At 62.9% G+C, this 20,246-nt stretch carries 19 protein-coding genes; 15 read left to right on the top strand and 4 right to left on the bottom strand.

The window, feature by feature from the left end; translation table 11 throughout:
• Window positions 1-42: 42 nt before the first annotated feature.
• Window positions 43-1,233: a methionine adenosyltransferase gene (gene metK / locus P0D96_RS07285; RefSeq protein ID WP_408284398.1), complete on the bottom strand. Its 1,191-nt coding sequence runs from the start codon at window positions 1,231-1,233 to the stop codon at window positions 43-45.
• Between the two features lie 277 nt (window positions 1,234-1,510).
• On the opposite strand from metK, the gene P0D96_RS07280 reads away from it, so the two are divergent.
• From P0D96_RS07280 to hslU, 9 genes are all read left to right on the top strand, one after another.
• Window positions 1,511-2,395 (top strand): lipid A biosynthesis lauroyl acyltransferase, encoded by an 885-nt coding sequence (locus P0D96_RS07280; RefSeq protein ID WP_408284401.1) that lies wholly within the window; start codon window positions 1,511-1,513, stop codon window positions 2,393-2,395.
• A gap of 94 nt (window positions 2,396-2,489) precedes the next feature.
• The gene (gene dapF / locus P0D96_RS07275) at window positions 2,490-3,377 is read left to right on the top strand and encodes a diaminopimelate epimerase (protein ID WP_132376388.1); all 888 of its coding nucleotides are present in this window, start codon (window positions 2,490-2,492) and stop codon (window positions 3,375-3,377) included.
• A gap of 57 nt (window positions 3,378-3,434) precedes the next feature.
• Window positions 3,435-4,157: a DUF484 family protein gene (locus P0D96_RS07270; RefSeq protein ID WP_132376389.1), complete on the top strand. Its 723-nt coding sequence runs from the start codon at window positions 3,435-3,437 to the stop codon at window positions 4,155-4,157.
• A gap of 40 nt (window positions 4,158-4,197) precedes the next feature.
• Window positions 4,198-5,121: a tyrosine recombinase XerC gene (xerC, locus tag P0D96_RS07265; RefSeq protein WP_132376390.1), complete on the top strand. Its 924-nt coding sequence runs from the start codon at window positions 4,198-4,200 to the stop codon at window positions 5,119-5,121.
• A gap of 89 nt (window positions 5,122-5,210) precedes the next feature.
• Window positions 5,211-6,413, top strand: coding sequence for a class I SAM-dependent rRNA methyltransferase (locus tag P0D96_RS07260; RefSeq protein ID WP_408312686.1), 1,203 nt, complete (start codon window positions 5,211-5,213; stop codon window positions 6,411-6,413).
• Window positions 6,414-6,615: 202 nt separating this feature from the next.
• Window positions 6,616-7,704: a CobW family GTP-binding protein gene (locus tag P0D96_RS07255; RefSeq protein WP_132376392.1), complete on the top strand. Its 1,089-nt coding sequence runs from the start codon at window positions 6,616-6,618 to the stop codon at window positions 7,702-7,704.
• 690 nt (window positions 7,705-8,394) lie between these two features.
• On the top strand, window positions 8,395-8,814 hold the full coding sequence (gene dksA, locus P0D96_RS07250; protein WP_012431412.1) for an RNA polymerase-binding protein DksA: 420 nt from the start codon (window positions 8,395-8,397) through the stop codon (window positions 8,812-8,814).
• 416 nt (window positions 8,815-9,230) lie between these two features.
• The gene (gene hslV / locus P0D96_RS07245; RefSeq protein ID WP_132376393.1) at window positions 9,231-9,767 is read left to right on the top strand and encodes an ATP-dependent protease subunit HslV; all 537 of its coding nucleotides are present in this window, start codon (window positions 9,231-9,233) and stop codon (window positions 9,765-9,767) included.
• A 9-nt stretch (window positions 9,768-9,776) separates the two neighbouring features.
• Entirely contained in the window at window positions 9,777-11,123 is a 1,347-nt protein-coding gene (gene hslU / locus P0D96_RS07240; RefSeq protein WP_132376394.1) for an ATP-dependent protease ATPase subunit HslU, read from the top strand.
• Window positions 11,124-11,263: 140 nt separating this feature from the next.
• Here the strand turns inward: hslU and P0D96_RS07235 are convergent, their stop codons facing one another.
• On the bottom strand, window positions 11,264-11,806 hold the full coding sequence (locus P0D96_RS07235; protein ID WP_012431409.1) for a response regulator transcription factor: 543 nt from the start codon (window positions 11,804-11,806) through the stop codon (window positions 11,264-11,266).
• Window positions 11,803-13,113: an ATP-binding protein gene (locus P0D96_RS07230; protein ID WP_408284410.1), complete on the bottom strand. Its 1,311-nt coding sequence runs from the start codon at window positions 13,111-13,113 to the stop codon at window positions 11,803-11,805. The genes P0D96_RS07235 and P0D96_RS07230 overlap by 4 nt, the downstream gene beginning before the upstream one ends.
• 127 nt (window positions 13,114-13,240) lie before the next feature.
• Here P0D96_RS07230 and P0D96_RS07225 point away from each other — a divergent pair, with 127 nt between their 5' ends.
• Entirely contained in the window at window positions 13,241-14,878 is a 1,638-nt protein-coding gene (locus P0D96_RS07225) for a tetratricopeptide repeat protein (protein ID WP_408312683.1), read from the top strand.
• A gap of 245 nt (window positions 14,879-15,123) precedes the next feature.
• On the opposite strand, the gene P0D96_RS07220 is transcribed toward P0D96_RS07225, so the two are convergent.
• The gene (locus tag P0D96_RS07220; protein ID WP_408176229.1) at window positions 15,124-15,342 is read right to left on the bottom strand and encodes a cysteine-rich CWC family protein; all 219 of its coding nucleotides are present in this window, start codon (window positions 15,340-15,342) and stop codon (window positions 15,124-15,126) included.
• A gap of 266 nt (window positions 15,343-15,608) precedes the next feature.
• Between P0D96_RS07220 and argB the strand changes: the two genes are divergently transcribed.
• From argB to metW, 5 genes are all read left to right on the top strand, one after another.
• Window positions 15,609-16,508: an acetylglutamate kinase gene (gene argB / locus P0D96_RS07215; RefSeq protein WP_007179687.1), complete on the top strand. Its 900-nt coding sequence runs from the start codon at window positions 15,609-15,611 to the stop codon at window positions 16,506-16,508.
• Between the two features lie 223 nt (window positions 16,509-16,731).
• Window positions 16,732-17,535 carry a pyrimidine 5'-nucleotidase gene (locus tag P0D96_RS07210; protein WP_408176230.1) on the top strand — a complete coding sequence of 268 codons (804 nt, stop codon included), beginning with the start codon at window positions 16,732-16,734 and terminating at the stop codon, window positions 17,533-17,535.
• Window positions 17,502-18,173 carry a nucleoid occlusion factor SlmA gene (gene slmA / locus P0D96_RS07205; protein WP_408284419.1) on the top strand — a complete coding sequence of 224 codons (672 nt, stop codon included), beginning with the start codon at window positions 17,502-17,504 and terminating at the stop codon, window positions 18,171-18,173. Before P0D96_RS07210 ends, slmA begins: the two co-directional genes overlap by 34 nt.
• A gap of 309 nt (window positions 18,174-18,482) precedes the next feature.
• The gene (metX, locus tag P0D96_RS07200; protein WP_408176233.1) at window positions 18,483-19,628 is read left to right on the top strand and encodes a homoserine O-succinyltransferase MetX; all 1,146 of its coding nucleotides are present in this window, start codon (window positions 18,483-18,485) and stop codon (window positions 19,626-19,628) included.
• On the top strand, window positions 19,625-20,233 hold the full coding sequence (gene metW / locus P0D96_RS07195) for a methionine biosynthesis protein MetW (RefSeq protein ID WP_408176235.1): 609 nt from the start codon (window positions 19,625-19,627) through the stop codon (window positions 20,231-20,233). The genes metX and metW overlap by 4 nt, the downstream gene beginning before the upstream one ends.
• Window positions 20,234-20,246: the final 13 nt, after the last annotated feature.

Genomic DNA, 20,246 nt, shown 5'->3' with positions numbered 1-20,246 from the left:
GCTCACGCCCGCAGGGTTTTTTGTTGAAACGGACAACTCGCGCTATTCGGCCAGCGCGGCAACCGGTTCCGTGCCAGCGGCTTCGGCGAGCGCCAATGCCTTGTCCGTGGATTCCCACGTGAATTCCGGCTCTTCGCGGCCAAAGTGACCGTAGGCCGCGCTCTTCTCGTAGATCGGGCGCAGCAGGTCGAGCATCTGGATGATGCCCTTCGGACGCAGGTCGAAATGCTCCTGCACCAGACGCGTGATAGTCGCATCCGACACGCGGCCCGTGCCGAATGTGTTCACCATCACCGACGTCGGCTGGGCGACGCCGATGGCGTACGACACCTGAATCAGGCAGCGCGAAGCGAGGCCCGCGGCCACGATGTTCTTCGCGACATAACGGCCGGCGTAGGCCGCCGAACGGTCGACCTTCGACGGATCCTTGCCCGAGAACGCGCCGCCGCCGTGCGGTGCGGCACCGCCGTACGTATCGACGATGATCTTGCGGCCGGTCAAACCGCAATCGCCTTGCGGACCACCGATCACGAAACGACCCGTCGGGTTCACCAGGAACTTGATGTCGCCCTTGATGAGCTCGGCCGGCAGCGTCGGCTTGATGACTTCTTCGATCACGGCTTCGCGCAGCATGCCCAGATCGATGTCCGGCGAATGCTGCGTGGACAGCACCACGGTGTCGATCGAATGCGGCTTGCCGTCGACATAACGCACGGTGACTTGCGACTTCGCGTCCGGACGCAGCCAGGGCAAACGGCCGTCACGGCGCAGATTTGCCTGACGCTCCACCAGACGGTGCGACAGGTGGATCGGCAGCGGCATCAGTTCAGGCGTTTCTTCGCACGCGTAGCCGAACATCAGGCCCTGGTCGCCGGCGCCTTGATCGAGGTTGTTGTCGTGCGCGCGGTCCACGCCCTGGGCGATGTCCGGCGATTGCTTGTCGTATGCGACGAGCACCGCGCAGCCGCGGTAATCGATGCCGTAGTCGGTGTTGTCGTAGCCGATGCGCTTGATCGTGTTGCGCGCAACCTGGATGTAATCGACGTTCGCGGTGGTGGTGATTTCACCGGCCAGAACGACGAGACCAGTGTTGCACAGCGTTTCCGCGGCGACACGCGAGTATTTGTCCTGAGCGAGGATGGCGTCGAGAATGGCGTCCGAAATCTGATCCGCGACTTTGTCGGGATGGCCTTCGGAGACGGATTCGGAAGTGAAGAGATAGTCGTTTGCCACGTTGCAGACTCCTGTTTTGTGGTTACGGTTGAGTTTCACGTAGCCAGCTTCGGGAGCCTTGAAGCGGCGACGCTTTAGCGGATTACCTTACCGGGAGGCGCAAATCACATGGTTTGCAGCCACCGGCTTCGCCCCGCAAGTTGTCTATTAACTCGGCGAAGCCCTTATTATAGCGACTTCTTATGATTGTCACAGAGTGTCCAAGAGTGCGGCATTACGTCAACTTTTCCGCTTTCCTGAAGCCTGCCTTGCCCCGCGCATCTTTTCAGGGGGTGGCATGCTGAGCCGCTATGGCGCCAAACTCGCGATCGGGCTGCTGAAACTGTTTGCACTGTTACCTTATGGTGTCATCGCCCGTCTCGGTGACGGACTCGGCTGGCTGCTGTATCAGATCCCGAGCCGGCGCAAACGCATCGTCCATATCAATCTGAAGCTGTGCTTCCCCGAATGGAGCGACAAGCGCCGTGAAGACGTCGCGCAGAAGCATTTCCGCCACGCGATCCGCAGCTACCTCGAGCGCAGCGTGCAGTGGTTCGGCTCGGCGAAGAAGCTCGAAAAGCTGATCCAGGTCGACAGCGAAATCGATCTGACCGACCCGAATCTGCCGCCCACGCTGCTCCTCGGCCTGCACTTCGTCGGCATCGAAGCCGGTGCAATCTTCCTGAACTACTCACTCAAGCGCCAATGCGGCTCGCTGTATCAGCCGATGTCGAATCCCGAGCTCGAGGAAGTCGCCAAAGCCGCGCGGGCGCGCTTCGGCGCGGACATGGCGAGCCGCGCCGACAGCGCGCGCATCGTGCTGCGCTGGCTCCGCGACGGCAAGCCGGTGATGCTCGGCGCCGATATGGACTACGGCGCTCGCAACTCCACCTTCGTGCCGTTCTTCGGCGTGCCGACCTGCACGCTGACCGCGGTGGGGCGTCTGGCCAAGGTCGGCCACGCGCAGGTCGTGCCGTTCATCGGCGAAGTGCTGCCGAATTACAAAGGCTACCGCCTCAAGGTGTTCAAGCCGTGGGAAAACTACCCGACCGGCGACGACGATGCGGACGCCCGACGCATGAATGCTTTCCTGGAAGAGCAGATTCCGTTGATGCCCGAGCAGTACTACTGGGTGCATAAGCGCTTCAAAACCCGGCCGCCGGGCGAACCGAGCGTGTATTGAACGGCCGCCTTCGCGGTGTGCGAAGAAAGCGCCCGGACGCGGAAATAACGCGGCGTTCGGGCGCACCCAAGGGCGCGTCACTTACAATAGCGTGATGAAACTGAAATTCACCAAAATGCACGGCGCGGGCAATGACTTCGTCGTGCTCGACGGCTACACCCAACCGGTCAACCTGACGCCGGTGCAGGTGCGCGCGCTCGCGGACCGGCATTTCGGCGTCGGCGCCGACCAGTTGCTGCTGGTCGAAAAGCCCACGGTGGCCGGCGTCGATTTCAGATATCGCATCTTCAATTGCGACGGCGGCGAGGTCGAGCATTGCGGCAACGGCGCACGCTGCTTCGTCAAGTTCGTGCGCGACAGCGGCCTCACCGATCAACGCAGCGTACGCGTGCAGGTGCAAAAGGGCACCATCACGCTGACCATGCAGGAAAACGGCGAAGTGCTGGTCGACATGGGCTCGCCCGTGTTCGACCCGGAGCGCGTACCGTTCGCCACCAAAGGTCTGGAAGGCCGCCGCGAAGGCGCGGACACGCTCTGGCCGCTCGACGTGAGCGGCACGACGCGCTGGATTTCGGTGGTATCGATGGGCAACCCGCACGCCGTGCAAGTGATCGACGACGTCGAAGCATTCCCCGTGCTGGTCGAAGGCCCGGTGATCGAACGTCATGCGCGTTTTCCGCAGCGGGTGAACGCGGGCTTCATGCAGATCGTCGGCCGCAGCGAGATCAAGCTGCGCGTGTACGAACGCGGCGCGGGCGAAACGCTGGCGTGCGGAACGGGCGCCTGCGCGGCCGTCGCGGCCGGCATCCGGCGCGGGCTGCTGGACGCACCGGTGCTCGTGCACACGCACGGCGGCACACTCACCATCACGTGGGACAGCACGCAAGCAGACGAGCCGCTGCTGATGGCCGGGCCTGCCGCGACGGTCTTCGAAGGCGAAATCGAACTGCCCGACTCATTAGCCGATTCACAGGCCGCATAAACTCATTGACCGATGCTTCGCCTCAAGGCGTCGCCCCGTAGTCCTTTAGCCCAAACCATGAACGATCGCGAAGTCGCCGAATATCTGCTCGCCAATCCTGAATTTTTCGCCGAACACGCGGAAATGCTCGCGACGATCCGCCTCGCGAATCCACACGGCAAAGCCGCGGTGTCTCTGCAGGAACGGCAGATGGAGATGCTGCGCGACAAGAACAAGCATCTCGAACGACGTCTCGCCGAACTCCTGCGCTACGGCCACGAGAACGACAGCATCGCGTCGAAATTCAACCGCTGGACCATTCGCGTGATGGCTGAGCGCGATCCGTATGCGTTGCCGCGTACGATCGCCACCGGTTTGCGCGACATCTTCGACGTGCCGCAAGCCGCGCTGCGCGTGTGGGATGTGGCCGAGCCGTATGCTCAGGCCGACTTCGCGCGCCATGTCGGCGAGGAAGTGCGCATCTTCGCTAATAGCCTGACCACGCCGTATTGCGGCGCGAATACCGGCTTCGAGGCGGCGCAGTGGCTGGCGCCGTCCGTGGCCGCCGTGAGCGACGAGGGCGCGGCCGGCCACGCGGCGTCCGAGTCGGCGCACGCCACCGAATCGATCGCCCTGCTCGCGCTGCGCGATCCCGAAGGCAAGGAAGAAGCGCCGACCTTCGGCCTGCTGGTGATGGGCTCGGCCGACGCGCGCCGCTTCCACGACGGCATGGCCACCGATTTCCTGACGCAGATCGGCGCGCTGGCCAGCGCCGCGCTGAGCCGTCTGTTGCCGCGTTGAGCCGCGTCTAGCTCCGCGCCAGCCGCTCAACAAGCCCATCGTGACCGCCGCCGACCCGATCGCCGCCTATCTGTTGAATCTCGAACACGAGCGGCGGCTGTCGGCACATACGCTGCGCGGCTACACCCACGAACTCGAAGAACTCAAGCAGTTGGCCAAAGGCAGGCCGCTCGAAAGCCTGACCGCCGTGGACATTCGCGGCGCCGTTTCGCGAGCGCACGCCGGCGGCCTGACGGCGCGCTCAATCAGTCACCGGCTGTCGGCGTGGCGCGCGTTTTACCGCTGGCTCGCCGGCCGGGTCGATCTGCCGGCCAATCCGGTCGCGACCGTGCGCGCGCCGAAGCAGCCTAAAACGCTGCCCAAAGCGCTTTCCGTCGACGACGCTACGCGCCTGATGGAAAGTCCGCCCGCTGCATCGCCCGAAGGTTTGCGCGATCACGCCATGCTCGAACTGTTCTACTCGTCGGGGCTGCGGCTCGCGGAACTAGTCGGTCTCGACGCCCGTTTCGCCGATGCCGACGGCTACCGCTCGGCCGGCTGGCTCAAGCTCGATTCCGCCGAAGTCGAAGTGCTCGGCAAGGGCAATCGGCGCCGCGTCGTGCCGGTCGGCAGCAAGGCGCTGGAAGCCTTGAGCGCCTGGCTCGCCGTCCGTGACCAGATGGTGAAGCACGATCCGCATCCACTGTTCCTGTCGGTGCGCGGCAACCGACTGTCGCCGAACGTCGTGCGTGAGCGCGTGAAGCGCGCGGCACTGGTCGCCGGCATTCCCGCCAATGTGCATCCGCACGTGCTGCGGCATTCGTTCGCCACGCACGTGCTGCAGTCGAGCGGCGATCTGCGCGCCGTGCAGGAACTGCTTGGCCACGCCAGCATCACCGCGACGCAGGTCTACACCGCGCTCGATTTCCAGCATCTCGCGCACGTCTACGATCAGGCGCATCCGCGCGCCAAAAAACGCGACTGACTCCGCGACTCGCGGCGTGCAGTCTCCGCCTTCGCTTCACCTGCCGCGTGCGCTAAGCCGCGCGGCCCATTGCTCTCTCTGACACCCTGATGAATACCGTTACGCTCAAACCGTCGAAAGAAAAGTCGCTGCTGCGCCGCCATCCGTGGGTCTATGCCAACGCGATCGACCGGATCGACGGCAATCCCGCGCCCGGCGCCACCGTGCTGGTGCGCGCGCACGACGGCCGTTTTCTCGCGCGCGCGGCCTACAGCCCGCACTCGCAGATCCGCGCCCGCGTGTGGAGTTTCGACGAATCCGAGCCGATCGATCACGCGTTCTTCAAGCGGCGCGTGCAGCGCGCGCTCGCCCATCGTCAGACGATGGTCCACGACACCGGCGCGGTCCGGCTGATTTTCGGCGAGGCGGACGGCCTGCCGGGCTTGATCGTCGATCACTACGTTGCCGAGGACGAAGGCCAGCGCAGCCAGTTGGTCTGCCAGTTCATGGCGGCGGGCGTCGAGGCGTGGAAGGAAGCGATCGTTGCGGCGCTGACGGGCGCGACCGGCTGTCCGAATGTCTACGAACGCTCGGACGTGTCGATTCGTCAGAAGGAAGGACTTGAACAGGTCACGGGCGTGCTGGCGGGCGAAGCGCCGTCGGAAGCGTTGATTGCGAGCGAAAACGGCGTGCGTTATCACGTCGACGTGCGCAACGGCCACAAGACCGGTTTTTACGTCGACCAGCGCGACAACCGCCTGCTGGTGCAACAGCTCGCGCAGGATCGCGAGGTACTGAACTGCTTCTGCTACACCGGCGGATTCTCGCTCGCAGCGTTGAAAGGCGGCGCCAAACGGGTGGTGTCGATCGATTCGTCGGGCGACGCGCTGGCGATCGCCCAGCAAAACGTGGCGGCCAATGGTTTCGACGCCGAACGCGCCGCCTGGCTCGACGCCGACGCGTTCAAAACACTGCGCCGCCTTTACGACGACGGCGAGCGCTTCGACCTGATCGTGCTCGATCCGCCGAAATTCGCGCCGTCGCGTGAACATGTGGACCGCGCGTCGCGCGCTTACAAGGACATCAACCTGACCGGGCTGAAGCTGCTGCGCCCGGGCGGCCTGCTCTTCACCTATTCGTGCTCCGGCGCGATCGACGCCGAACTGTTCCAGAAAATCGTCTCCGGCGCGGCCGCCGACGCGCGCGTGGACGCCCGGATTCTCAAGCGACTGGGGGCCGGCGTGGATCACCCGTTGCTCACCGCGTTCCCGGAAGGCGAATACCTGAAGGGCCTGCTGTTGCAAATCGCCTGATCGCCCATAGTTTTGGGGGATATTTCCGGCGCCACCGGCATCGGTGAAAGCGGGCTCGAACCGGAGCTCGCCAACGCCGGCTCGGCAGATATGTTTCAATAACCGCCTGGACAGGGCAGCGCGCCACCTGGCTGCGCGCCCGGCCTACGCATTCGCTATTCACCCGATTACGCACCGTTTCACGACAATACAGGCGACCAATATGATTCCAGTCACCATCCTGACCGGCTTTCTCGGCAGCGGCAAAACCACCCTGCTCAAGCGCATCCTGAATGAAAAGCACGGCATGAAGATCGCCGTGATCGAGAACGAGTTCGGCGAAGAGAACATCGACAACGAAATCCTCGTACAAGACACGGGCGAGCAGATCATCCAGATGAGCAACGGCTGCATCTGCTGCACGATTCGCGGCGACCTGTCGCGCGTGCTGGGCGATCTGGCGGCGCAGAAACAGTCCGGCAAACTGGATTTCGACCGCGTCGTGATCGAAACCACGGGCCTCGCCAATCCGGGCCCCGTTGCGCAGACGTTCTTCATGGATGACCAGATCGCCAACGAATTCCTGCTGGACGCGATCATCACGCTGGTCGACGCCAAGCACGCCAACCACCAGCTGGACGAGCACGAAGTCGTGCAGCGCCAGGTCGGCTTCGCCGACCGCCTGTTCATTACCAAGTCCGATCTGGTCGATGAAAAGCAACTGGCCGATCTGCGCCACCGTCTGCTGCACATGAACCCGAGGGCTGCGATCAAGGTCGTCAATTTCGGCGAAGCGGACATCAAGGAAATCTTCGACCTGCGCGGCTTCAACCTGAATTCGAAGCTCGAGATCGATCCGGACTTCCTCGTCGAAGACGAACATGCGCACAGCCACGCTCACGCTCATGACGAGCACGGCCACACTCACGACGATCACGCCGACTGCGATCACGACCACGGGCAGTGCGATCACGAAGGCCACGATCACGCGCATCACCACCATGCGCACCATGACGACAAGATCAAGTCGTTCGTCTACCGCAACGACCGGCCGTTCGATCCGAACAAGCTGGAAGACTTTCTCGGCGGCATTCTGCAGATTTACGGCGAGCGCCTGCTGCGTTACAAGGGCGTGCTGTATATGAAGGGCGTCGACCGCAAGGTGGTATTTCAGGGCGTGCATCAGATGATGGGCAGCGATCTGGCCGCGAAATGGCAGCCGATCGAGAAAAAGACCAACAAGATGGTGTTTATCGGCATCGAACTGCCGCAAGACCTGATCACCGACGGTCTGGACGCCTGCCTCGCGTGATGTGCGTGGCGCCCCGGCTTGTCCGGGGCTTGTCATTCAGTCGGAGCGACAGCCCGCTCGGCGCCGCGCGGCGCGGCATGCACCGTGCTGCCAGGCCCAAAATGGGTGTATTCGTAAAGCGCGCGGCCGCCAAATCATCTGCTGAATCCGCCCGCCGGCAGTCGAAAGCTGACTGAAAAGTCGCGCGTGTGAAAAGCACGTGAAAACCCTGCTGTATTAAAGCGTGCACGACCATCGCTTTTTGATCGTGCGCGCGTTATATTTTCGGGATATCGGGGTGCCGCACGGGGATTTTCACCACTTGCGGTGCTAGATTGTGATTCAGTTACAATACGTGCCCACTGGAGAATGACAACGAATTGCCCCGTCAGCGCGTATTCCGCGCCGGGCCTGAAAGGCGCCGGAAAATCTTATCCGGACGATACGCCGACAATGCCGGCTGGCAGCGCCTGAAAAGGCGCGCTGTCGGCAAGCAATGCCTCAGGAGCATCTGAGAATCGGTTTCCAGAGGAGTTCGGCCCCGCATTAGCGTTGCGACGCCCGGCGTGTGGGCGCCAAGCGCTTCGGCGTCACGACAGTCCATCGTCCGTGCCCGCCTTGGCGCTCCGCGTCCTCGAGGCGCATTTGCGGGCAATACGAAAGTGCGGGCACTATGTAAGAGTTTTGCCTCACATTGAAGAAGTAAGCCAGATGACGACGAAACGACTCTTGACCGAAGCCGAAATCCTGAAGATGAGCGACAAGGATTACATGAATGAGGATCAGCTCGCCTTCTTCAAGAACAAGCTCGAACAGCTGCAGGCGGACATTCTCCGCAATGCCGGCCAGACGACCGAAAACCTGCGCGAAACGGTAATCGTGCCGGACCCGGCCGACCGCGCGACGATCGAGGAAGAGCATGCGCTCGAACTGCGCACGCGCGACCGCGAGCGCAAGCTGCTGAAGAAGGTGCAGCAGTCGATCGCGCGCATCGATTCGGGCGACTACGGCTGGTGCGAAGAAACCGGTGAGCCGATCGGCATCCCGCGTTTGCTCGCACGGCCCACGGCCACCCTGTCGCTCGAAGCGCAGGAGCGCCGCGAACTGCGCCAGAAGCTGTTCGGCGACTGAAGGCTTGCGGCGCGGCTTCGGCTCCGCGCCCTGAAACGCTGCTTCGTCGAGAGGCGCACGGTGAGCCGTGCGCCTTTTTCTTTTGTGTGATGCTTTCTTTCGCGCCGCCTTGACGCTGGCTTTACGCGGCTTCCCGGCGAACGTCCGCTGCGGCTGTCTTTCTGTCTCTTCCCTTGCACGCGGTGCCCACTCTTGCGCGCGTCGTCCGCTCCTCGCACCAATTCGCGTGTTTTTTGTCTTATGCCATTTGCCGGCTCTTGATATGACCGCGCACGCCCTAAAATAAATCGGACATGCGCTGCACGAGCGCGCGCCGGCCGGTTCGTTTGTTAGCGTCGCGCGCCGTCCGCTTTCAGGATTCATGCGGTAGCGCAGTGCGCTGCCGCGTCCTACCCGTTTTGCAAAGAGGAACGCATATGGAGCAATTTCACGGCACGACGATCGTCTCCGTGCGCCGCGGCGATAAGGTCGCGCTCGGCGGCGACGGCCAAGTGACGCTAGGCAACATCGTCATGAAAGGCGGTGCGAAGAAAGTCCGGCGCATCTATAACGGCAAGGTGCTGGTCGGCTTCGCCGGCGGCACAGCCGACGCCTTCTCGCTGCTCGACCGCTTCGAAGCGAAGCTGGAAAAACATCAAGGCAACCTCACGCGCGCCGCCGTCGAACTCGCCAAAGACTGGCGCACCGACCGCATGCTGCGCCGTCTCGAGGCCATGCTGATCGCCGCGGACGCCACCACCACGCTGGTCATCACCGGCAACGGCGACGTGCTCGATCCGGAAGGCGGCATCTGCGCGATCGGCTCGGGCGGCGCCTATGCGCAAGCCGCCGCGAAAGCGCTCTCCGACAACACTGACCTGTCGCCCCGTGAAATCGTGGAGAAGTCGCTGGAGATTGCCGGCGACATGTGCATCTACACGAACCATAACCGCGTTATCGAGACGATCGAGTAAGGACCCACGATGAGCACCATGACCCCTGCCGAGATCGTCTCGGAACTCGACAAACACATCATTGGCCAAGGCCGCGCGAAAAAAGCGGTGGCCGTGGCGCTGCGCAATCGCTGGCGCCGTCAGCAGGTTGAAGATCCGCTGCGTCAGGAAATCACGCCGAAGAACATTCTGATGATCGGACCGACCGGCGTCGGCAAGACCGAAATCGCGCGGCGTCTGGCGAAACTAGCCGACGCGCCGTTCATCAAGATCGAAGCGACCAAGTTCACCGAAGTCGGCTATGTGGGCCGTGACGTGGACAGCATCGTGCGCGACCTGATCGAAATCTCGGTCAAGCAGACGCGCGAAACGGAAATGCGCAAAGTGCGGACCAAGGCCGAAGATCAGGCCGAAGACCGCATTCTCGACATTCTGCTGCCGAGCGCGCGCCCGGTCGGCTTCGGCGCAAGCTCGAGCGCGGCTGATACCGTCGACGAAGGCAGCACCACGCGCCAGACATTCCGCAAGCGCCTGCGCGAAGGCCTGCTCGACGACAAGGAAATCGAGCTCGACGTGGAACAGCCGCAAGTCGGCATGGACATCATGGGGCCGCCGGGCATGGAAGACATGACCGAGCAGATCCGTTCGATGTTCGCGAACATCGGCGGCGGCAAGAAAACGCGCCGCAAGATGAAGGTGAAGGAAGCGCTGAAAGTCCTCACCGACGAAGAAGCCGGCAAGATGCTCAACGACGAAGAGGTGAAAACCAAGGCGGTACAGAACGTCGAGCAGAACGGCATTGTGTTTCTCGACGAGATCGACAAGATCGCCTCGCGCAACGAAGCCGGCGGCGGCGAAGTCTCGCGGCAGGGCGTGCAGCGCGATCTGTTGCCGCTGGTCGAAGGCACCACGATCAACACCAAGTACGGCATGGTGAAGACCGATCACATTCTGTTCATCGCGAGCGGTGCATTCCACCTGGCCAAGCCGAGCGATCTGATTCCCGAACTGCAGGGCCGCTTTCCGATTCGCGTCGAACTGGACTCGCTCTCGGTGAACGACTTCGAATCGATCCTGGTGTCCACGGACGCGAGCCTCGTCAAGCAATATCAGGCACTGCTCGCCACCGAAGACGTGCACCTCGAATTCGCGGACGACGGCATTCGCCGGCTCGCCGAGATCGCGTACTCGGTGAACGAGAAGACCGAGAACATCGGTGCACGGCGTCTCTACACGGTGATCGAAAAGCTGCTCGAGGAAGTCTCGTTTGCGGCCGGTAATCACTCGGGCCGGACGGTGCAGATCGACGCGGCCTATGTCGATCGCGCGCTGAACGAAGTCGCGGAAGACGAGGATCTCTCGCGCTACGTGCTGTGATGTCGATGCTGAGATTGCCTCGAGCTGTTGTGTTCCCTGCTTGAGGCGAAACAGATGTGATGCGTATAAAAAACGGGCTGCCTTTTGATAAGGCAGCCCGTTTTTATTTGCTTACGACAAGCGGAACTAGAACTCCGCGCTTACTGTTTGACCGGCCGCTTCGCCAGCTTGCGTTGCAGCGTGCGTCGATGCATGTTCAACGCGCGCGCGGTAGCGGAAATATTGCCGCCGTGCTCGGCGAGCACGCGTTGAATATGCTCCCACTCCAGCCGCGCCACCGACAACGGCGTGGGATGCTCGATCGCCTCTTCTGCTTGCAGTGCGCTCGCCTCACTTTGCAGCGCCGACAGAATCGTCTCGACGTTGGCAGGCTTGGCCAGGTAATTATCGGCACCGTCTTTCACTGCCTGCACCGCGGTGGCGATGCTCGCATAGCCGGTCAGCACCAGCATGCGCGCGTCGGGCTGCAAATCGCGCAAGGGCGCGACGAGCGTCAGACCGGAGTCGTTGCCGAGATGCAGATCCACCGTGATCTGGCTGAACTTCTGCTGATTCGCCAGCTTGATCGCCTCATCAGCGTTGTGCGCTTCGCTCACCGTGTAACCGCGCCGGGTGAGACCGCGTGCGAGGATGCCGGAGAACACCTCATCGTCGTCGATCACCAGAAAATTCATATCGCTCATGCCTGTTTCTCCGTGTTGGATGGCGCAGCGCCTTGACGGCCTTTGCCAGAAAATTTGCGCCCGGCGAGCGGCAGCTTCAGGACCGCGCGCGTACCACGCGGCTTGATCGTGCTGACATCGGTCAGTTCGATCGATCCCTTCAGACGCGCCGCCGCCGAAAAAGCCAGATAGAGGCCCACGCCGTGTCCACCTTGCGTACTCTCGACCGGCACCGCGCCGAGCGAGCCACGCAACGTGGCCGGAATGCCCGGGCCCGCATCACATACTTCGAATACGATCTGGTCGCCGCGTGACGCCAGTGTGCAGGACAGCGTCACGTGATCGCGGCTTGCACGCGCGGCGTTGTCGAGCAAAATCGTGAGAATCTGGCTCACGGCCACCGTATCGTCAAGACTGACATCTTCCGGCGGCACGCCGATCCGCTCGAATTTCACATGCGGATGACGCAAGCGCCACTGCTCGCCGAACGATTCGAGCCACTCGCCGACCTGCTGCCGGTTGGTGGTTGTCGACGCCCGGCTGCGCAAGCGCGCAAGCGCCGACGTACACAATGTCATTTGTTGTTCGAGCAGTTCGAGATCGGCGCTATAAGCCGCAAGTCCCTTATCGGAACGCGCTGCATCTCGCAATTCTTCGGACAACATGGCAATTGTAGACAACGGCGTACCGATTTCGTGCGCAACGGTAGCGGCCTGCACACCCAGAGCGACCGCGCGTTCGTCGTGAAGCAAGCGCTGCTGCGCGTCTCCGAGCGCTGCGTCACGTAGCCGCAATGCTCGCGACATGCGCGCAACGAACCATGCAATGAGGCCGACGCTGACCATGAAGTTCACCCACATGCCCGCGCGGTAGTAGTCGAACAGGTTCGCGGGATTGTCGAGATTCAGCGGCACGGAATCGAAACCGAGGACCGCGTAGCAGGCCACGGCGAACGCCGCGAGCCATGCCATCAGATGCCACGGCAGCACGGCCGCGGCAATCGCGAGCGATGGCAGGTAGAGCGAAACGAAGGGATTGGTGGTGCCACCGGAGAGAAACAACAATGCCGACAACGCGCCCAGATCGACCCAGATCTGGCCGAACAATTCCATGTTGGATTCGGGGCGCTGCTGCGAGACGCGCCACCATGTAATCCCGTTGAAGATCACTTCGAGCGCGATCACGAGCAGCATGGCGGGCAACGGCAGGTGCACGCCGATGAAGATCTGCACGAACGCGATCGTCATCAACTGGCCAATGATCGCGAGACAGCGTAGCCAGAACAGATGTCCGAGATTGACGCGGCCGGTGTTGGTTATTCGATGCATGACTTTAATTTACCTGTTCGGACTAGTCCGACTTACCTCGCGGCTTCGCGCCGGTAACATGGAATTTTTGCGATAGCGCCTAATGGGGACGATCTTTTCTTCGATTCCTCCGTCGTGCAACCCATCCATGCTACCTACTTCCGACAACGAGGCCGATGCCTCCTCAGCTTTCCTGACTGTTCTGCGACAAGCCGCCGCAGCTCGGCAAAACGGCACGGCACAGGCCGAAGCTGAATGCCTCGACGCCGCGGCGCGAATTCATCCGCTCGACTATGCGTCGCTCGATTCGCTCATCGCCAGGCTACTCGAACAACACCGTTCCGGCGACGCAGTCGAACTCGCCGCCATTATTGCTCAACTCGATCCGCACAACGCGCTTGCGCACTTTCGTCTCGGCCACACGCTGCAGATGGCGAATCGGCATCACGAGGCCATTGCCCCGTACCGTCATGCACTCGCAATCGATCCGCGATTGCCGCGCCTACGCAACAATCTCGCCGCGGCACTGACGTTTACCGGCGGCGACCTGAACGAACAGATCGCGCTTCTGGAAAGCGCCGTCCGCGATGAGCCTCACGATGGCAACGGCTGGACCAATCTCACGCACGCTTACCGCACGAATATGGATCTGCCGCGCGCGCTCGAAGCCGGCGCAAAGGCCGTGCAATGCGCACCGCATAGCCCGCTGGCGCACAACAACTATGCGCTGACGCTGCGTGAGGCGCAACGCTGGGACGACGCGATGCAAGCCGCCCAAACCGCTTGCGCGCTGGCCCCCAACGACGCCTCCATGCACTCCAATCTCTCCATGCTGCAACTCGTGCGTGGCGACTACGCGCACGGCTGGGCATCGCACGAGGCACGCTGGGACGGCTCTTCGGAATTGGGCGGCAACCGTCCTGTGATGCCGGCGCCGCTTTGGCGTGGCGAACCGCTCGCGGGCAAGACGCTGCTCGTGTGGGGCGAACAAGGCATGGGCGACCTCCTGCAGTTCTGCCGCTATATCTCGATGCTGGCCGAGCGCGTACATCGCGAAGGCGGCCGTCTCATCTGGAATTCGTTTCCGCAGATGGGCGCGCTGCTTTCGCGCAGCCTGGGCGGTCATGCAGACGAGTTTTCGGCCGGCGGCGGTGTCGAATCGCTACCCGCGTTCGACTACGAGATTCCGTTGCTGAGCCTGCCGCTAATATTCGACACGCACGAGGAAACGATTCCGGCGGCACCCTATTTGCGAGCGGACCCGGCAGCCGCCAAGTCGTGGCAAAAGCGGCTTGCCGGCGAATCACGGCTCAAAGTCGGACTGACATGGACGGGCAGCCACGGCCATCAACGCAATCCGTTCCGGCGTGTCGGCTGGGAACGCTATGCGGCTTACTTCGGCGGCATGCAGGACATGGCGTTCTATTCATTGCAACCGGGCGCCGGCGCGGACGTGGTGGCAGCGCGCACGGCCGGCTTGCCGATGACCGACTACACCGCCGAATTCGCCACCTTCGACGACACCGCCGCGTTTGTGGGCGCGCTCGATCTTGTCATTACGGTTTGCACCTCTGCGGCGCATCTTAGCGGTGCAATCGGCCAGCGCACCTGGGTGTTGCTCGACGTCAACCCCCACTGGGTCTGGTTGCTCGACCGCGGCGACAGCCCGTGGTATCCAAGCGCCACGCTGTATCGGCAGCCGCAATTCGGTCGGTGGGAGCCGGCGCTGGAAGCCGTCGCGCGTGATTTGAGCGCGCTTGCGGCCCAGCACCGCCGTGCGGCTTGAGCCAGTGACGCTTTCGTGGCTGGTGGCGCTCGTGGCCGGCGCTTTCATGGCCGGTGGGGCGTCCGCGCGGGTCTAAGGCGCTCGCCAAGCCGGCGATGCTCGCGTAGGCCTATGGCGCTACCGTAAGCCGATGCCGCCCGAGTAGGCCGGCGGAGCCATCGTGACGCCTCCGTAAGCCGGCGGAGTCCCCATAAGCCCCTGATACTGCTCTCAAACAGCGCGGCTTCCGTCGGCCGCAACGCCGATCACGCACCGCGCGGCCGCCCCTGAGCCACCCGCGCAATCTCCGCCGCAAGACACTCCGGACACAGACAGCGCCCGCTCGAATCGAGCCGATCCGCCGGCAACGGCGGCATCTCACGGCACCAGCAGTCAAAGGGTTGCCCATGCATGGCGCAATCGAACGCGTTGCCGCAGCGCGGGCAGCGCGCGCTGCTTTCAGAGCGGGAAACGGACGGTTTCATGACGGGCCGGATACCCTCGCTTCAGCCTGGATCAGGAAATGATGCCACGACTGGCGAACCGTCGTGAGTCGTCCGTTCGGCTAGTTCACGGGTGCCTCCAAAGCGCGGTACGCTTCCTCGTCCGGTTGGTGTCCGTGACATGTCATTGCGCGGCGCGCAAACCCGGTAATGCCCGCCGCCCGCGCAACTATCGAAAACCCTGTTGCAGCGCGCCAGTCCTGTACAATTCGCCCTGTTTTAACTGTCCCGTGCCTGAGCCTGCCGCCATGTCCGAGCTTCCCGACCTTTCGCAGATCGCGCCCACCCTGAAGGCTGAAATCCTGGCCGAGGCGCTTCCCTACATTCGTCAGTATCACGGTAAGACCGTGGTGATCAAATACGGCGGCAACGCCATGACCGAAGAGCGGCTCAAGCAAGGCTTCGCGCGCGACGTGATCCTGCTCAAGCTGGTCGGCATCAATCCGGTCATCGTGCACGGCGGCGGTCCGCAAATCGACCAGGCGCTGAAGAAGATCGGCAAACAGGGCACGTTCATCCAAGGCATGCGCGTCACCGATGAAGAGACGATGGAAGTCGTCGAATGGGTGCTCGGCGGCGAAGTGCAGCAGGACATCGTCACGCTGATCAACCATTTCGGCGGCCACGCAGTCGGCCTAACGGGCAAGGACGGCGGCCTGATCCACGCACGCAAGATGCTGATGCCGGATCGCGACAATCCGGGCCAGTACGTCGATATCGGCCAGGTGGGCGAAGTCGAGGCGATCAACCCGGCGGTCGTGAAGGCGCTGCAAGACGACGCGTTCATTCCGGTAATCTCGCCGATCGGCTTTGGCGAAGACGGCCTGTCGTACAACATCAACGCGGATCTGGTCGCGGGCAAGCTGGCGGTCGTGCTGAACGCCGAAAAGCTCGTGATGATGACCAACATCCCTGGCGTGATGGATAAGGAAGGCAATCTGCTGACCGATCTGTCGGCGCGCGAAATCGACGGCCTGTTCGCCGACGGCACGATCTCCGGCGGCATGCTGCCGAAAATCTCGTCGGCGCTGGACGCGGCCAAGAGCGGCGTGCGTTCGGTGCACATCATCGACGGCCGTATCGAGCACTCGGTGCTGCTGGAAATTCTCACCGAACAGCCGTTCGGCACGATGATCCGTTCGCATTGATTCCTGCCTCAAACCCGGCACACGCGGCACGTCAACTCGGCGCGCCCTGTGTGCCGTGCCTTTGCGTCGGCCAGTCGTACGGCGCGCACAGCGTCTTCGGCGGCTCACAACGCGCAGCCATGGCGCGCCTACCCGCTCTCCCTCTTTTTTCATCAGCCGCACCGTGAACCGTTCGCGTTCGCCGCGTGAGGCAACTGTCCGCGCCTGAACGGCGCCCTCCATCATGCGCACTCCCACTTCCCGACGCCGCCGACCGCACATCGCAGGAGGCCGTCCGGTCTGGCTGTTCGATCTCGATAACACGCTGCATCACGCATCGCACGCGATCTTTCCGGCAATCAATCAAGGGATGACGCAGTACATCATCGACGCGCTGCAAGTGGACATCGACGAAGCCAACCGGCTGCGCACCGGCTACACGCAACGCTATGGCGCAACGCTGCTGGGCCTGACGCGCCACCATCCGCTCGATGCGAACGACTTCCTGAAGGTCGTGCACACCTTCCCGGATCTCGGCTCGATGATCCGCCATGAACGCGGCGTCGCACGCCTCGTGGCTGCCCTGCCGGGTCGCAAGATCGTGCTGACCAACGCGCCCGAAGCCTATGCGCGCGCGGTGCTCGCCGAACTGCGGATCGAGCGTCTGTTCGAACAGGTAATCGCCATCGAGCACATGCGCGATCGCCGCCGCTGGCGCGCCAAGCCCGACCACGCGATGCTGCGCAAGGCCATGCGCGACGCGCACGTTTCGCTGAAGGACGCGATCCTCGTCGAAGACACGCGCTCGCATCTGAAGAACTACCGGCGGCTCGGCATCCGCACCGTGTGGATCACCGGCCATCTGCCGCGCAAGCCGCACGCGGAAGGCGTGCCGACGCGCCTGCCGGGCACCGGCCGGCCGCACTATGTCGACCGGAGCATTCGTTCGTTAAAATCGCTACGACTGAGCACCCGCTCGGTTCGATTGAAAAGACAGCAGACGGGACGACAGCCATGCAGCCGATCGACAAGCCTGACGAAGTCTTAGCCGAACACGAACCGACCCCCACGCTCGCCGCGCCGCGCGCGCAGCGCCTGAAGCCGGGCGAGCGCCGCGTGCACATCCTCCAGACGCTCGCCGCGATGCTGGAGGCGCCCAAGAGCGAAAAGATCACCACTGCGGCGCTCGCCGCGCGGCTGGGCGTATCGGAAGCCGCGCTGTACCGTCATTTCGCCAGCAAGGCGCAAATGTTCGAAGGGCTCATCGAGTTCATCGAGCAGACTATCTTCGGGCTGATCAACCAGATCGCCGACAAGGAAAGCAACGGCGTGCTGCAGGCGCGCTCGATCGCGCTGATGCTGCTCAACTTCCCCGCGAAGAATCCCGGCATGACGCGCGTGCTGACGTGCGAGGCGCTGGTCGGCGAGCATGAACGGCTCACCGAGCGCGTCAATCAGATGCTCGAGCGCGTCGAGGCGTCGTTGAAACAATGTCTGCGCCTCGCGCAGATGGAGGCGAACACGGCTGAAAGCGCCGTCCCACTGCCCGCCGGCTACGATCCCGCGATCCGGGCGAGCCTGCTGCTGAGCTACATCATCGGCCGCTGGCACCGCTATGTGCGCAGCGGCTTTGCGCGGCCGCCCGCCGAACACGCCGACGCGCAACTGCTCCTGATTCTTCAGTAGTCCGCGTGGCATGCGCCGCGCCATGCTCTGCGCCCGCGACGTTGCCGCATGAAAATTTCCGCTATACTTTGCGCCTGACTGCGGCACCCCGATGCATGCGGGACCGCTGTCCGCAACACCTGAACACCTGCTTGAAAACCATATACGCGCCGATTTGCTGACTCGATTGCGGGCGCGCGAACTGCCGGGAACATTTCCGACAGTTCACTATAAATGCGGCTAAAGAGGTCGTCAGCCGCGCACACAGTCGTTCCTCCGTGCTTTTGCCGACGCCGTTTAGCCGCCCTGTTTTGATAAATGGCGGAATGAATGGAATCGATCGGTATCGTCGCTCCCCAAAAAATGCATTTCACCGAGCCGCTGCAGTTGCAGAACGGCAGCTCGCTCGCCGGTTACGACCTGATGGTCGAGACCTACGGCACGCTCAACGCCGCGCATAGCAACGCGGTGCTGGTGTGCCACGCGCTCAACGCCTCGCACCATGTGGCAGGCGTGTACGCCGACAATCCCAATGACATCGGCTGGTGGGACAACATGGTCGGGCCGGGCAAACCGCTCGACACCGACAAGTTCTTCGTGATCGGCGTGAACAACCTGGGATCGTGCTTCGGCTCGACCGGGCCGATGAGTATCGACCCGGCCACCGGCCATCCGTACGGCGCGACGTTCCCCGTCGTGACAGTGGAAGACTGGGTCAACGCCCAGGCGCGCGTCGCCGATCAGTTCGGCATCACGCGCTTCGCCGCGGTGATGGGCGGCAGCCTCGGCGGCATGCAGGCGCTCGCGTGGAGCATGATGTATCCGGAGCGCGTCGGTCATTGCATCGTGGTTGCGTCCACGCCCAAGCTGTCGGCGCAGAATATCGCGTTCAACGAGGTCGCGCGCTCGGCGATCCTGTCGGACCCGGATTTTCACGGCGGCAACTACTACGCGCATAACGTGAAGCCGAAGCGCGGCTTGCGCGTCGCGCGCATGATCGGCCACATCACGTATCTGTCGGACGACGACATGGCCGAGAAATTCGGCCGCTCGCTGCGCCGCGCGGAAGGCGCGCTGGACGCGTACAACTTCAACTTCGACGTCGAGTTCGAGGTGGAGTCATACCTGCGTTACCAGGGCGACAAATTCGCTGACTACTTCGATGCGAACACGTACCTGCTGATCACCCGCGCGCTCGATTACTTCGATCCCGCCAAGGCCTTCGAAGGCGATCTGACGGCCGCGGTCGCGCACACGACGGCGAAATACCTGATCGCCAGCTTCTCGACCGACTGGCGTTTCGCGCCGGCCCGCTCGCGCGAACTGGTGAAGGCGCTGCTCGACCACAAGCGCACGGTCACCTACGCGGAAATCGACGCACCGCACGGCCACGACGCCTTCCTGCTCGACGACGCGCGCTATCACAACCTGATGCGCGCCTACTACGAACGTATTGCAAACGAGGTGAACGCATGAACCAGCGAGCACTCGATTACCTGGCGCTGCGCCCGGACTTCCGCGCGATCGCCCGCTGGGTCGAACCGCGCGCCACGGTGCTGGATCTGGGCTGCGGCGACGGCTCGCTGCTCTCGCTCCTGACCGAGGAACTGGACGTGCAGGGCTACGGCATCGAAATCAACGACGCCGGCGTGCTGGCGTCGACGCAAAACGGCGTCAACGTAATCCAGCAGAATCTGGAAGACGGCCTGCGCCTGTTCGAAGACGCCAGCTTCGATTTCGCGATTCTGTCGCAGACGCTGCAAACCATTCATCAGACGGCCGCGATCCTGCGCGAGACCGTGCGGGTCGGCAAGGAATGCATTGTGTCGTTCCCGAACTTCGGCTACTGGGCGCATCGGCTCTCGGTGCTGCAGGGCCACATGCCGGTGTCGAAGTCGCTGCCTTATCAGTGGCACAACACGCCGAACGTGCGGGTGCTCACGATCGAGGATTTCGAGGCGCTGGCGCCGGAAGTCGGCATCGAGATTCTCGACCGCGTGGTGCTGCACGACGGGCAGGTGGTGCGGTGGGGCGTGAACTGGCGTGGTAGTCTTGCGGTCTATCGCGTCAAGAAAAGCTAACGCAAGTTATCCA

Source organism: Paraburkholderia sp. RL17-347-BIC-D (genome assembly GCF_046027915.1).
In the GTDB taxonomy this organism is placed as follows: Bacteria; Pseudomonadota; Gammaproteobacteria; order Burkholderiales; family Burkholderiaceae; genus Paraburkholderia.
The sequence above is the reverse complement of the archived record's forward strand: the minus strand, read 5'-3'. Positions and strand labels throughout refer to the sequence as shown.